Genomic DNA, 14492 nt, shown 5'->3' on the forward strand with positions numbered 1-14492 from the left:
CCACCTTTACCAGATAGTATATCCTCTGAAAAAACTATTCCTTGAATATACAGACAAATTCTAAGATTTACTATGAAATTGATTAGTATCTTTTAAAGATAGCAACAAGCCAACAGATGGGTGTATGTAGAAGAACTCTCCATGACGCAAATTCTATAAAACAAGTAACAGGCATTTCAATCAAGCCTGATTGATTCAACACCTGTGAAATATATAAGGCTGCAGGAATTGTATGTAACGTTTTATAGCTCAGATGTTCTCATCTTTATCATTCATTTTACTCAACTTTATGAACAATCCATACCAAAACAAACACTCCAGGACCTTAACCGAATCTTTTAAAATTATTGGTGACTGGAATTATCAGCTAAAAAAACTACAGGAAATATTTCCGCAACTGACCAATGCTGACCTGCATTTTCAAACAGGCAAAGAAGAGCTCCTGCTTGCAAGAGTAATGAACCGTCTCAATAAGGAACGGATAGAAGTAATAGAGATCATTCGAAAAGGACAAGTAAAGAGAGTAATTTAACAGGAAACTGTTTCCCCCCTCCATAGAATCTTTTAGTAGCAATATATAACTGATCAAAACTTCATCGCTTTTATACCCGCTGAGGCTGTACATTCACATAACAGGTATTGTTTCATGTAAAAGTTCTTTTGGTAATAGTATCTCTGAAAGAAGAAAAAGTAGAAATAAGACAGAAAACCGGCACAACATAACTATCTCATTGTAACATATTTATCCGCAGTATGCTACATACTAATACTTTTTTAAAAACGTTTACACTAAAGCGGACAGCAATGTAATGGATCTGATTTTTCTCTTTTTTCAACTGAATTGTATACAATGGGGTTTCTTAATTTTTTTACACAGGAGATAGCAATTGACTTAGGTACTGCCAATTTTTTAATCGAGCAAAATGAGAAAATAGTAGTAGAGCAACCCTCAATCATAGCAGTAGATAGTCGCACCAATCAAATGATTGCGTTTGGACATCAGGCTTATTTAATGGAGGGAAAGACCCATGAATCAATTCGAACAATACGTCCGCTTCGGGGTGGCGTTATAGCTGATTTCAAAGCTGCCGAGCAGATGATCAAAGGAATGCTACGGATGATTCCTCTGAAAAACAGATGGGCAACTCCCAGCTTTCGTATGGCCATTTGTATTCCTTCCGGTATTACAGAAGTAGAGAAAAGGGCTGTGCAGGATTCAGCAGAATATTCAGGTGCCAAAGAATTATATCTGATTCATGAACCTATGGCGGCTGCTATCGGAATCGGACTGGATGTAAAAGGGGCAACAGGACATATGATTATCGATATTGGAGGAGGTACTACAGAGATTGCTGTAATTTCACTGGGTGGAATTGTCTGTGACGAATCTTTACGGGTTGCTGGGGAGAATTTTGATGAAGATATTATTGATCACATGCGAACAAAACATAACCTGTTGATTGGAAGATTTACGGCTGAACAAATTAAAGTTGCTGTGGGAGCTGTTGGCTATGATCTAAAGACCCCTCCGCCCGATTTTAGTGTAAAAGGCCGTAATTCATTCACAGGAATGCCACAGCAGGTACAGGTTGGTTACCAGGAAATAGCTCATTGCCTTGAAAAATCAATTTCAAAGATCGAAGAGGCTATCATGAGGGTGTTGGAAAATATCCCCCCTGAACTGTCTTCTGACATTTATCAGTCAGGTATTTACCTGACTGGTGGTGGAGCTATGCTGCGGGGCTTAGATCAGAGAATTGCTGCCAAAACTCATTTGCCAGTACATGTGGTAGATGACCCATTACGGGTAGTGATGAAAGGAACTTCAATAGCCTTAAAAAATAGTAAAAACTTTTCCTTTTTAATGAAGTAAGACATCCTGGCAAACAACTATCAAATCCTATCTTTTTCTGCTGGTTTATTAGATTATCTGATAAATAATAAAAGCCGAGGTATCAGAAACGAATTTGATATCCACCAGAATATAGTGCGTATGAGAGCTGAGGAAGTCAGTAATAGTATTGGCTAACTCGACTCCGTTTGTCGCTGCTAAATGTGTTGTGCTCAGATTTTTGAAGTAAATCATAGAAATGAAGTTAAATAGACAGATGTATGAATAAAGAAAGTAAATATTAAAGTAAATATTATGGAATAGACTCAAGCAACCTTTCCACAGATGTCACACTGGTATAAAGCAGGTTTTCATTTAATGATCCGTTTGACATCGATCCATATGAAAAAGGAACTGTATTCGTAACTGAGTAATTGCCTGGAAAAGATTGTTCTCTATAGCAGGTATGAACCAACTCTCCTTCCAGCCACTTCAGATTATCATCTATCTGCTCAATACAGAGTAGTATCTGAGAATTATACAGAAGAAGCTTTGTATTTTGTAGATACCCTAGTATCTGCTCACAAATCTGCATAGAAGAGTAAATATCTCCTTCTGGCCTTCCCTGATGCAACAACAATTGAGACTTCAGCAACTGTAGGCCATGCTTAAAATTATTCGTTTCCATTTTAATAGTGATATATCTTAAAGGTGTATCTGTTTCGATGGTAATACGTTTTTGAACGTGTGCAGGAAAAATGATAATTCCCTACTGTATAATAGGAGAGAGTGAAAGATGAAACAGAAAAAGTATTGAAACTGCTTTTTATAAACATAACGTTTAGTTAAAGATAATAGCAGATTGATCCCAGTCCCATTGCTGGTGACAAACACGGATAAAATCTACGTAGTCTCCTTCGATACAGGTATTGCTCACCCCATCTACAAGATTAAAGTTTCCTTTCCAGGGCCAGCAATGAATGATAACTCTACCACTTTTTAGTTTCAGATCATAAAACTGGTTTCCGCACTTTCCTGTGTATTTTTTCCACTCATCCATTTTTGTCCTGTTACTATTCTTGCCGACATGAGATCCTGAATTATCTTTTGGCAGGTGTATCCAAAGAGTCTGCCGGTATGGAATCGTATAATTCCATCATTGCTTTTAGTGTATTATTGATCAACTCATTAGTCGATTTTTTATAAAGTAGCTTATAGATAGTGCTTGTTTTATCCGGATGCATAAAGTCAGGTTTTTGAGGCATCCCAATCAGTTGAGATCTGGTCCAGACTATAGTTTCATCGATTTGTTCGATACAGGTGTGGATCTGAAGCTGATAAGAAAGAAGCTCTGAATTGAGCAGAAAGACAAGAATCTGTTCACAGACAAAGATAGGCTCAATTCCCTGGTCCCAGGTTTGATTCCTACAGTGAATAAGTCTGGAGCTTAAGAAAGCCAGCTCAGATTTAAATCCATTGACTGTATTCTCCACTACCATTCTTTCTCGGTTTAATATGTTTTAATTTTTTTCCCTCTTATTTACTTAACAGGTTCTACTCTGTTCATTGATGAGTCAGGCTATTGTTCATCGTCTTTTTGAATAACTAAATAACTATATTTCTTAAAACTAGTAATGGATAGACTATAAATGTACTGCCATTTATTCTACGATGTGTTATATATGTCTCAAGTAAGTTTACATATATCACAGTTAGAGCAAAGAGAGACTCTACTATAAATAACAGGGTATTGATTCCAGACAGTATCCTTCTACTGTTTTATCAGGGATATAATCTGGTCTCTTGCTTTACGTGATTCGGGAAAGTTCATAAGCATCCATACATGCACCATCTCCGCATACTCGTAGTAATGGATAGCTGATTTCTCTTTCTGCATCAGAACCATCAATTTGCGCGCATCTGCGGCCAATATATCCCGTGATCCAATAAATAGATACATAGACGGCAGTCCTTTTAAAGGGCCATTGATAGGGCTAACCATAGGATTATGCACATCTGTATCTCCTGCGTAACTAATACCTGCTTTTTGCAATCCTTCAATGCCTAGAAACGGGTCCAGCGGATCTATAGCCTGTATGGCAGGGTTGGTCAGAGAGATATCCAGCCAGGGAGATAAGAGAAAAAGTTGCCTGGGTTGGGTAACTTTTTCCTGTTGCAGTTGCTGACAGAGTGCCAGGGCAAATCCTCCACCAGCAGAATCTCCCATAAGAATCAAATTGTGAGCAGGTACATGATCAAGTAGTTCTTTATACAATGGAATCACCATTTGAAAGGCATCCTTGTAAGTGAAACCGGGAGCAAGTGGGTAATCAGGAGTGGTAATGCTGCATTGAAGATTTTGCACCAGGAATGCCATAAAAGTCCAGTGTTGTCTCACAAAGTTCTGTACATAGGCTCCACCGTGAAGGTATAAAATGTGTTTGCCTGACCGACGGTGTTTGGGATGTAATGTAAAAACAGGACGTCCCTGTATAAAGCTTTGTTCTACCAAACAGATATCATATATTTTCTTAGGAGGTTTGGGACACTGATAGAAATCGAATTTCCCAAAGTCAAACTGCATCTTTAAGAAACTTTTCTTACGGATAAGTCTTAGAAAGATAATAAAAGCTTTGCTTTTTATACTGGCCATAGAATGGAAAGGGTTAAACGATCATGGCCAACCTCAGAAAGTCAGGTATGAAAGATTTTTTGAAAAACAGGTTGATTCTTCATCCGGTAAAACATAAAGAACAATGCTGTAATAACCGGAAATAAACAGGCGGCAACAATCACACTCCAGCTTAAATGTATCTGGCGACTCACATAATAAGATATAATTCCTTCCAGCAACAAACCCAGAAGAGCTATCGCAACAAAGATGTATGCCAACAGGTACAGTCCTTTTTGGCCTGTAAGGTGAAATAAGCTCATAAGAGCAAGCAAGATAAAATTAACAGAAAACAGGATGGGTATCCCTAGATACAAAAGCCATCCGGCAAAAGGAAACAAATAATATAACAGCCACAGGACCAATGTGGATGCCAACCAGCCTACCAGAATCTGATACATGGTTTTTTTATGCCAGAAAGCAAGTAATGCCGCATATGAAAGTAAAATAGTACAGAAGCATAGCGGATACACAGCCCACGTAACATGTTGATTGATCATCAGATCAATGAGTAAAGTAGCCACTATACCTGAGAATAAAAGAATCGCAACAATTTGCCACAAAAGGTGTTTCAGCACATATTTATCTTCTGCAGGTAACTGCAATACATTGGTCAGGCTAAGTTCGGTAGCAGTGCTTCCTTTATACCCTGCTTCTCCCACCACTGTACCACAAAGCGGACAGCTTTTCATCTGGGTTTCCAGTTCCACACCACATTGTTTGCAACTAATCATAGGGCCTTGGTTGGGTTGTTTTGTTCTTACTCATACCTTTATAACTCATCATCTTCACTCAATCACCCTCATACTTTTCTGATAGATCCTAGCTAATGACTTTTACGGGGATACCCTCTCCTATGAGTATGGAAACAAACTCTCGTTCCAGCTGATGAGAAGTTGTGATATTGCCAAAACTGAGTATCAGTTTATCTTCGAATCCAATAACGCCACAATTTACTTTCAGCACTTTGTTGGGTGGCGGAGGAATAAACTGAAAATACTCAATAAGCCGATCAGCCTGCGGACTAAACGATACCTTTCCCAGATTCGTTATCACCCCGCTGTATTTGCGGGTTCCTTCAATGCTATAGGTAAAATATAAGATGAGCGACTTGATAAAAAGAGGTGTATTCTTCAGCAATACATTTCGCTCTGCTCCTACATTTCTTGAAATAATTTTATTGATCAGCTTTACATCTGTTTCCAGCTGCATCAGATGATGAACCGTTTTCAGAATCTCTTCGAATGTATATTTCCCCAGACGTAAATCAATCTCCGGAGTCACAAACAGAGAAAAGTTCCTCATTGTTTTTGAGTGGTAAAGCTTTCGTAGATTAATCGGTACCTGTATACGGAAAACCTTTCTGCTTCTGCGTTTTTTAGTTGGTGAAAGTCGATTATAGATGGTTTGAAGCGCAGACAAATAGACTCCAACCAGATAAACAGTAAGAGTTACATTATATTTTCGGACAATAGCTATTATTTCCTTTGCAGGAATAGAAAAAGAGAGTACTTCAAATCGGGGCGGAGGTTTAAGTGAAAACGGTAAATGGAAAGCTGTAGGAATCTTTAGTGGGAAGGGTAAACGTTCCTGGAAATGAGTAGAAAAGGCATCTTCAAATTCTTCCGCAGATGGAGTCTCTCCAGGTTTCAAATAGGACAGCTCATCTGTATCAATCAGACAGCATACCTCAAAATAGGTCAGCAAGAGTGATTTTAAAAACTCAAATGCTCCTTTTCCGTCTGTAAGAATGTGCGAAAACTCAACACTAACTTTATTTTCTTTGAGCAGAATACGGAAAATAAGCTCATTCTTTTCAAACGAACGACAGAGCAGTCCCAAATCCGGTCTGACAGTCATCTTCTCATTATAGTATTGAAGATAATACCAGAAAAACCCTTTTTTAGGCTTCATCTTATAATAGGGAAACCGTTCTTCCAGACGCTGTACAGCCTCTAGAAACGGCTTGATTTTCACTCTCTCTTTCAGAACTGCTGATAGACGAAAGACAGTCGTTAGCTCTCTGCTTTGAATAGCTGGATAAATCTTAGCCGCATTATCCAACCGCAACCAGAAATCCTTTGAAGTTTCCTGCAAAGGAATCGCCTTCTCTGAAGTTGTCTTCGGAGAAGCATCTTGCTTAACTGTCTTTTTTTCTATCACCATACCTTATCCACTTTGACTATACTATTTTGACTATACTATCCTTCTCACTGCTATACCTGCCTATACGTTGAGAACTCTAAAAAAAAATGTACCTAACCTTTAACAATCTGCTGAAACTTTCAGATTATCAAAGGCTTGGCGAGAATGTAAAAGTGGTACTCATCCATTTTCCTTACACAAAATTCATCCAGGAACTTTCATCTGAATATTCCTCAACGGCTTTTACTTTATTTTCAAACCGAAAAGAGCAAAACAAAGCCGATACTTCCTGTTGTACCATACATAAGCAATTCTCTGCCAGTTCTTTTCTGAATCCATCCTCACCCAGATCAATTACATATCCCATGCAGATAATTCTGGCCAGAATCTTGCCAAGCTCTACCTGTTTCCGTTGTGATAAGGTACAATGGATCTGAAAGCTTAATTCTTTTTTGAAATATAGACAGGCAATAGCTGTTGGTGGGAAGTCTTTCAGAAAGTCAAATAAATTCTCTTGTTTTTGCTTTTTCATCATTCGGATAATACTTTCTCCGATCTGTGAATACAACATCTCGTTAGCTCCTTCAAAAATCTGAAAGGCACGGCTGTCAATAATGCCACTTCCGCCAATATGACTGGTACGATATCCCCTTGCCCCTGAAAGCTGAACCAGCACCTGAGCAGACTCCTGCATCAAATCCGTAACTACTGTTTTGATACTGTTCGCTTCCAGGCCTTCGGATGCCAGATCCTGATCTATCCCACTGATGCGGCTGCTTCGTACACACATAGCAGAACATAATGTATATGCCGATTGAATCCGCCCGATCTGAAACTGAATCTGATCCATTAAGAGAAGGCTACCTGCTCCTACTTTGCGGGTAGTGCAATGGCTGGTGGCTTCATCCAGCATCCGTTGTATAAATCCCATCGCCATACCAGGAAACTGCATCCGGCTGCGATGCAGAATGTCCAGCATCATCTGTATGCCTGTAGACTGAGGCTGTAACCTATAATTTGAAGGCACTTGTAGGTCTAATATATTGAGGCCATATGGAATGAGAGAAAGTCCCAGATTGTCATAATATTCTTTTACGCGGATATGCTGCTTGGGCTGAGTAGTATCACAAATAAAAAAGTCAATATCTCTGCCCAAATCACCTGTTTGTGTTTCTTTCTTGCAGGCAATCAGCCAATAGTTGGCCAGGCCTGTTAGTCCCTGCCAATGTTTGGTTCCTGTAATATGGTATCCTTCCTCCCGCTCTGTATAGCGGGTTTTCATATTTAAGGCATCACTGCCATAGGCAGGTTCGGTAATCATAAGTCCTCCCATATTTTGGTGCTGGAGAAACCGATCAAAGATTTCCTCTTTAACCTGCTCATTTGCATATTTTGTAACAGGCTGCAGAAAGAGGGCAATATTGATTCCGAAGATTAGCGAAAGAGACAACGATTCATAAGAAGCTGCAGCCAGAAGTGACAGACACTCTTTTGTAATGACACCTCTTCCTCCAAATTGCTCTGGAATGGCAACCGCCAGGGGATTTTCAGTCAGTACAGTATGCACCAGCTCTGCCGATAGATCTCTATTGGAAACAGCATCGCTTTCTTTTCCCCGAAAAAGCTGTTGTAAAGTTAGTTTGAAGTCTTTTATAAAACTATCAAACTCAATGTGGTTGATTGCTACGTCCATGCATGAGCTAAATTTATAAGTTGATTAATAATATTATTCTCAGTATCTGATTGTTTCCTGGGTTAACTACAAAAAGAAAAAATCAACTTGCAGGTAAGTGAGTAGTATCAGATAGTTCTCTATTTGGGTAATCTCATGAGTCATCCCATATTTTGGATTTTAATAAAATCCAATCCTATGTTTTTGAAAGTGTGGGCTTTAGCTAATTCTTGAGAATCACTCTGCCTACATTTATGTATTGTCCCTCTCTTTGCTCTTTCACACACCTCTTCATTTTTTGCTTGTCCAGAAGAGGACAACAAATGAGAATTTATTGGGCCAAGATGTGTGCCAGCCGCAAAAAAGGACCCTTTTTCCCGATCCTTCTGCCACAGGCCAAAGGTCAACCTCGCGAGCAAAAGATTGCCAACGCACCTACACTCCCACACACGATTGAAGTTATCTTTGCTCTCTTTGTGAAGTTTGTTATTATTCTCTCAATAACATCTATTCCTTCAAATTCGGGATGACTCATGTAATTGAGCAATGGCAGTAAGAGCAAACAGGTAGTTTATGGAAGATAGAAGCAAACACAAAGAATTGCATCTATACTACAAGCTGACAAGCTATTTTGCTCCAGCGGCGTTAATAGACTAAAGAAAGGATTGATTATAAAAGGCAGGGGCAATTAGTTTCAGCAATCTGTTAGCATATTGCTACATAACCGGATGGGTTATTCACCAAATTCTTCTATAAGATAATACTCACGGGCTAGCAAAGCTTCTAAAGAACAGATTTTCTCTTCCATGTTCGACAAACGTTGCTCTGCCTTTTTTCCGTGATAAGGTGTAAGTATGTCTTTTCTTCCTGCCCTGAGTTGATTTTCCAGAAAATCTATCCGGATTTGGATGGCAGCTATTCGTTGTCTTGTCAAGGAAATGATTTGTGTATGAACCCAATCCAACATCTTAGTTGTGAGGCGATTTTGCATAATTAGTGAGGGTAAAAAATGAATCCTTCTCTAGTGAAAAGGTATAGCCATGATAAACGCTCTACTCAGGGAGATTGTCGTCTCTTTTTCGTGAAGTAAGCGTCAGATGAATAAGATTTACAATATACTCCTTTGTCACACCATATTGTGAGGCAAGCCGGTTCATTTGAAAGTCTTGTTTCTCCAGATCAACCAAGGCCCAGGACATGCGTGTGGAAATATAGCGTTCGATTGTCATATGGGTAGGGTTTATCTGTATACTCTATAACAGTATTATCCCGGATTCGTTCTGACTATATTTTTCTCTGCTCTGTTTCATATTTTTAACCAAATTGACTTCCCCTCGACTTTACGCTTACCTCCATATAGCATTTTGTGGCTTACAGGCACGGAATGGGCATTTATTAAAACTTTGGGCTGCGCTTCATTAGGTATGTATTCGTTTACAGAAGGATTTATACGTTGATAAAATGTGTGATTTATATAACTTTTTTTAAAAATATGTAAAACTTTATCCTGCAAAAGAAGCAAGCTTTGTGAAAAACAATAAGTCTTGTTGCTACTATAGAATGACGCTTTAGGGCAAAGTCGTGGCTACATCAATTCATGGCTGCATCAAGTGTATCTTGGCTGAATACGAGTCAGGAATTTGATAAAGGTTACTATACAGTAGAAAAAGCATTCCAGAGAAAACAGCCTACAAAGATAATTCCTGATTGAACTAGTATTTTGTATTTAGTCTCAGAATATGAAATGCCGTGTTATCTGGTGCGCAGTTGACCAGAGACACATATGTATATGAAAGCTGTTTAAAGCCTGGCTAATTTAACCAGGCTTTTTGATTTACCGGGTTTGAGTTTAGTTGATACAAAAAAACACAGACAGAAAATCTGCCTGTGTTTTGCGGAAACCTAGTTAGCATGTGCAACTAAAAAAAGATTTTCTATAAACAGGATACCATTCTTACTAATACACCAGGTATGAGTAGCAGGCTCTGTTTTATTTTTTATTATAGAATATCTAGCGTTTAAAAATTGCACTGCACCTTTTCACATAAACATAAATATACTGAACATCTATCAACCAATTGTCTTATGATCATACCCTCTCTTAGCTTCTATTTTTTGTCATCAGTACCATACTGCTTTACTCATCCATAAACACTAATCAGCGTCAGGTAAAGGTATAAAGAATGTTTGCTGCAACTATTACATATGTCTACTGATTTGTTATATTATTCACATATATGCTGCTTACTAACCAAAGGATACTACATCTGATGTCAAAGAATAGTCTCAGACAGGTTCAGAAGCACTTTACGGTTGCATTGAATGAGTTCCTCGTTGCAATCATTCCGATACATATTTGTGCTATTGGGAGAACTATCAAAATCGATGATGTATAGCAACTGACATCTGGCCCAAATCAGATTGTCATCGATTTGTTCTATACAACTATGAATTTGAAGCTGATACAGGAAAAGCTCAGATTGTGGCCTTTCATAATACTGAAGACAATTGAGAATGTGCTCACCAACCTGAATGGAAGCAAGGTCTTGTTGTCCATAGGTTTGCCCTCTACAAAGCAGAAGCTTTGTGCGCAGGGAAGCTAGTTCACATTTAAACTCTCTGACTGAATCATATCCCCCCATTCTATATCTGTTTGGTGAATGTAGCACGCCTACTTCTTAAAGGTAATAGTATTACCTGACAATTCGTTCAATCATAAAAACTTCTTTGTAGTCACCTGCTGTTTTTTGTAATGTAAACCTTTCCTTATTTACACTTTTGAAAAGAATATAAGGGATAAATGGCTAATTTCACATATTTCCAGGCAAAAGCTTTTTATACTCAATTCCTCTATCTAACTTTAGAAAGTCACTTTAAAAATTAATTTAATGCAAGAAGGTACAGTAAAATTTTTTAATGAAACAAAAGGCTTTGGATTCATTAAATCCAACTCTTCCAATGAAGATATTTTTGTTCACGTTTCAGGCCTGATTGATAAAATCAAAGAGGGCGACCAGGTAACTTTTGAAGTACAAAAAGGTAAAAAAGGTTTAAATGCTATTAATGTTCAGTTAGCCTAATTGTATTATTCAGGTAGTCTTACTCTAAACAAAGCCCCTTTGCAGTGGGCTTTGTGCTTTTAGTATTTATTTTCATAGATTTGGCTCACTAATGGATTGTAAGTAAGAGTATCTCATTATAGTTTTTAAAGACACAGGTTTACCCACAGGAACTGTTTAATCAGTCTTACGATCCTACCTCCGTACGCTTCTGATATAAGACATCATGTCGCTAATCTAGTATCCCTTATCTCTATAAAAGAGTAGCAAAAGCCTTTACTCTCATCTGCTATTATACTAGCTAAGATGGTACTCAAATTGAATGCCATCATCTCTTCTATATATACGTTTTACCGCTGCCATACAACGCTGAGTTTTGATAAAAACTCATTAACCCATTCTTATACCATGACTTCTGCTTTCTCATCTACTCTGTCAGCGACAGGTTCTTACATTCCCTCTATCCAGATTGCCAATAACTATTTTCTCAGCCATACCTTCTTTGAGAAAGAAGGCAAAAGTTTGCAGAACGAAAATAGCCGTGTTATCAATAAGTTTAAAGAAATCACAGGTATTGGTGAGCGCAGGTATGCTCAGCCAGAACAGAAAGCTTCGGATTTAGGTTATCTGGCAGCTGCAGATGCCCTTAATAGTTCGGGTATTGATAAAGAAACACTGGATTATATTATTGTTGCTCACAATTTTGGGGATATTACCTACCAAAGCAATCGCAGCCGGATGGTTCCCTCACTTGCCTCACAGATCAAGCAACAACTGGCAATTATCAACCCGGATTGTGTTGCTTATGATATAGCATTTGGATGTCCGGGATGGTTACAGGCCTTGATTCAGGCACATTATTACCTTCAATCGGGAGAGGCGCGCCACTGTCTGGTGGTTGGTACTGAGACGTTGTCTCGTGTAATCGATCCACACGACCGAAATTCGATGTTGTTTGGGGATGGAAGTGGAGCGGTTATCTTAAGTGCCTCTCCTTGTAATGGTTCAGGTATTATCAGCCATAAAACACAAACCTATGCTCATGAATATGCTCAACTCTTACAAATGGACCACTCCTATAATCCGGACTATACCGGACAGGAAGATGTTTTTCTAAAAATGAATGGACGTAAATTATACGAGTTTGCCATTACTCATGTGCCTAGGGTTATTGAAACCACCCTGCACAAAGCAGGACTCCATCTCTCACAGATCAGAAAAGTTTTGATCCACCAGGCCAATGAAAAAATGGATACCGCCATTGTGCAACGGTTGTTTCAACTCTATGAAATGCCTCAGCCAGACCATGCGTCTCTGGAAGATCTGATGCCTATGACCATTGCTACTTTGGGTAATTCATCTGTAGCCACTATACCTACTTTACTTGACCAGATCTATAAGGGACATATGGAAGGTCAGCAGTTTCTGCCTGGAGATAAAGTGGTTATGGCCTCTGTGGGGGCTGGTATGAATATCAATGCCCTGGTTTATCAGTTTTAATTTATCTGATAAGCTAGGGCATGTGGGTGGGTGTCAGCACTGATCTAACTTGCCAGCTTTACCCGTATGGCGCTAGGTCCTTTTTCATTTTTCTCAATCAGGAAGGTAACTTTGTCATTTTCCCGGATGGGTTGTGACAATCCATTAGCATGGACAAAGATACTTTGCTGACTTTGTAAATCTTTGATAAATCCATACCCTTTGGTTTCATTATAGAAAGTAACCTTGCCTGTACGGATATTGTCTTGCGGATTAGTACTTTGACGACTTACCCCAATGCTGATCTCTTCATTTTTGATCACTTTTTTTTGTTTGGGATCTGGTGGTGTAGAAGAAAGGTAGCCATCTGCATCTACATAGGCAAACATTGCCTCCATATCTTTCCCTTTGTCGGAGTGTGTTTTTCGCTCAGCCTTTCTTTCCGCTTTTTCTTTTTTTCTCCTTAGCTTTTTAGCTATGTTCTCTTTTTTACTGAATGTTTCACTGGATCTTGCCATAAGATAATGGGTTTAGGTGAGAAAATAACAGGCAGGCGTTGAAAACGCTGTTACGATAAGAATGCACAGAGAAACTTTTTACCCTATAAAAGTATATTCCGGACTACCTGCTATACTGCATTTTAGAGGGATTAGAAAAGAGGATACGCAAGCAGAGGGTATTGATTGAGTAGCGCTAAAAGCCCGGTAAAACGGGGAGCAAGTTACGATAAATTCCTGATAAAAATTCTCTTTATTATTTTTTCCTGCAAAACAGCTTACATAGCTCCAGAATAGAGATTATAAAATATATTTACCTGATTATGAAATATTTATTGGATTATATTTTTTATTCTCATTAAATAGGGCTACCTTTATAAAACATCTTAAAAAAATAATTTAATGCAACAAGGTACAGTAAAGTTTTTTAATGAAGCGAAAGGGTTCGGATTCATTAAATCCAACTCTTCAAACGAAGATATTTTTGTTCACGTTTCAGGCCTGATTGACCAAATCAGTGAAAATGATCAGGTAACTTTTGAAGTAGAAAAAGGTAAAAAAGGTCTGAATGCGGTTAATGTTCAGTTGGTTTAATATATCTGGTATATATAATCCCTTTAAACAAAAGTCTCTGCCAAAGAGACTTTTGTGCTTTTAATAGTGTCCTGTCTTCCAATTAAACCAGGTGTCTCATGATAGTATCCCGTGAATTACGAATTGGCAATCTGGTACTGGTTCCGGAGCTATGGGAAAATCAGTTTTTTAATGTACTGGAATTATATTCGGAAGAATGTTCTGTTTCGCCAACGGTTAAAGCTGAATCAAGGATTGCCTCCTATCGGATCTTACAACCTATTACAATGACAAGTCCGTTGCTGGAAAACTTTGGATTTACCATGGAAAAGCATAGCCATTTGTCACTTACCCACTATTTTATTTTACGGCAGGGCGCCCAGTGCTTATACCTGAATGCGCAGCTTCAGCCTATTAGTTCCCCGTCAGTCCCAGTGTTTGTAGTCAACTATCGCATTGAATACTTTCATCAGTTACAGAATGTCTTTTTTGCTATTACCGGACAGGAACTATCTATTTTTGCTTCCCTTCGGTAATCTATCTATCAGTAATATACGTCTCATAC

The 14492-nt window shown here is 38.5% G+C and carries 18 protein-coding genes; 7 read left to right on the forward strand and 11 right to left on the reverse strand.

All coding sequences use genetic code 11. The features are described from left to right. The first annotated feature begins 289 nt into the window (after window positions 1-289). A complete protein-coding gene (locus tag QNI22_RS12970) occupies window positions 290-532 on the forward strand; it encodes a hypothetical protein (protein ID WP_314511081.1) in 243 nt (80 codons plus the stop codon). A gap of 318 nt (window positions 533-850) precedes the next feature. After that, window positions 851-1873, forward strand: coding sequence for a rod shape-determining protein (gene mreB, locus QNI22_RS12975; protein ID WP_314511083.1), 1023 nt, complete (start codon window positions 851-853; stop codon window positions 1871-1873). A 271-nt stretch (window positions 1874-2144) separates the two neighbouring features. Here the strand turns inward: mreB and QNI22_RS12980 are convergent, their stop codons facing one another. The 7 genes from QNI22_RS12980 to QNI22_RS13010 form a co-directional block, all read right to left on the reverse strand. Then, window positions 2145-2519 carry a hypothetical protein gene (locus QNI22_RS12980; RefSeq protein ID WP_314511084.1) on the reverse strand — a complete coding sequence of 125 codons (375 nt, stop codon included), beginning with the start codon at window positions 2517-2519 and terminating at the stop codon, window positions 2145-2147. 153 nt (window positions 2520-2672) lie between these two features. After that, window positions 2673-2891: a hypothetical protein gene (locus QNI22_RS12985; protein WP_313977837.1), complete on the reverse strand. Its 219-nt coding sequence runs from the start codon at window positions 2889-2891 to the stop codon at window positions 2673-2675. Between the two features lie 40 nt (window positions 2892-2931). Beyond that, complete coding sequence (locus QNI22_RS12990; RefSeq protein ID WP_314511086.1) at window positions 2932-3330, reverse strand: hypothetical protein; 399 nt, start codon at window positions 3328-3330, stop codon at window positions 2932-2934. Window positions 3331-3602: 272 nt separating this feature from the next. Further along, window positions 3603-4484, reverse strand: a complete 882-nt coding sequence (locus tag QNI22_RS12995) for an alpha/beta hydrolase (protein WP_314511087.1) — start codon at window positions 4482-4484, stop codon at window positions 3603-3605. A 41-nt stretch (window positions 4485-4525) separates the two neighbouring features. After that, window positions 4526-5236, reverse strand: coding sequence for a hypothetical protein (locus QNI22_RS13000; RefSeq protein ID WP_314511088.1), 711 nt, complete (start codon window positions 5234-5236; stop codon window positions 4526-4528). A gap of 88 nt (window positions 5237-5324) precedes the next feature. Continuing rightward, window positions 5325-6668, reverse strand: coding sequence for a hypothetical protein (locus QNI22_RS13005; RefSeq protein WP_314511090.1), 1344 nt, complete (start codon window positions 6666-6668; stop codon window positions 5325-5327). 172 nt (window positions 6669-6840) lie between these two features. Next, window positions 6841-8340, reverse strand: a complete 1500-nt coding sequence (locus QNI22_RS13010; RefSeq protein WP_314511092.1) for an acyl-CoA dehydrogenase family protein — start codon at window positions 8338-8340, stop codon at window positions 6841-6843. A 302-nt stretch (window positions 8341-8642) separates the two neighbouring features. On the opposite strand from QNI22_RS13010, the gene QNI22_RS13015 reads away from it, so the two are divergent. Continuing rightward, a complete protein-coding gene (locus QNI22_RS13015) occupies window positions 8643-8849 on the forward strand; it encodes a hypothetical protein (protein WP_314511094.1) in 207 nt (68 codons plus the stop codon). Window positions 8850-9052: 203 nt separating this feature from the next. Here QNI22_RS13015 and QNI22_RS13020 read toward each other — a convergent pair whose 3' ends face one another. The 3 genes from QNI22_RS13020 to QNI22_RS13030 all read right to left on the reverse strand — a co-directional run bounded on the left by QNI22_RS13020 (window position 9053) and on the right by QNI22_RS13030 (window position 10961). Beyond that, a complete protein-coding gene (locus QNI22_RS13020) occupies window positions 9053-9310 on the reverse strand; it encodes a hypothetical protein (RefSeq protein ID WP_314511095.1) in 258 nt (85 codons plus the stop codon). Window positions 9311-9371: 61 nt separating this feature from the next. After that, window positions 9372-9548: a hypothetical protein gene (locus tag QNI22_RS13025; protein ID WP_314511097.1), complete on the reverse strand. Its 177-nt coding sequence runs from the start codon at window positions 9546-9548 to the stop codon at window positions 9372-9374. A gap of 1044 nt (window positions 9549-10592) precedes the next feature. Then, window positions 10593-10961, reverse strand: a complete 369-nt coding sequence (locus QNI22_RS13030; protein ID WP_314511098.1) for a hypothetical protein — start codon at window positions 10959-10961, stop codon at window positions 10593-10595. A gap of 246 nt (window positions 10962-11207) precedes the next feature. Here QNI22_RS13030 and QNI22_RS13035 point away from each other — a divergent pair, with 246 nt between their 5' ends. Next, window positions 11208-11399 (forward strand): cold-shock protein, encoded by a 192-nt coding sequence (locus QNI22_RS13035; RefSeq protein ID WP_314511100.1) that lies wholly within the window; start codon window positions 11208-11210, stop codon window positions 11397-11399. Window positions 11400-11684: 285 nt separating this feature from the next. After that, window positions 11685-12878 carry a 3-oxoacyl-ACP synthase III family protein gene (locus QNI22_RS13040; RefSeq protein ID WP_314511102.1) on the forward strand — a complete coding sequence of 398 codons (1194 nt, stop codon included), beginning with the start codon at window positions 11685-11687 and terminating at the stop codon, window positions 12876-12878. Between the two features lie 44 nt (window positions 12879-12922). Here QNI22_RS13040 and QNI22_RS13045 read toward each other — a convergent pair whose 3' ends face one another. Next, window positions 12923-13375 carry a cold-shock protein gene (locus QNI22_RS13045; RefSeq protein ID WP_314511104.1) on the reverse strand — a complete coding sequence of 151 codons (453 nt, stop codon included), beginning with the start codon at window positions 13373-13375 and terminating at the stop codon, window positions 12923-12925. A gap of 381 nt (window positions 13376-13756) precedes the next feature. Between QNI22_RS13045 and QNI22_RS13050 the strand changes: the two genes are divergently transcribed. Then, complete coding sequence (locus tag QNI22_RS13050; RefSeq protein WP_314511106.1) at window positions 13757-13948, forward strand: cold-shock protein; 192 nt, start codon at window positions 13757-13759, stop codon at window positions 13946-13948. A 98-nt stretch (window positions 13949-14046) separates the two neighbouring features. Next, window positions 14047-14463, forward strand: a complete 417-nt coding sequence (locus QNI22_RS13055; RefSeq protein WP_314511107.1) for a hypothetical protein — start codon at window positions 14047-14049, stop codon at window positions 14461-14463. Window positions 14464-14492: the final 29 nt, after the last annotated feature.

It is taken from the genome of Xanthocytophaga agilis, from assembly GCF_030068605.1.
Lineage (GTDB): Bacteria > Bacteroidota > Bacteroidia > Cytophagales > 172606-1 > Xanthocytophaga > Xanthocytophaga agilis.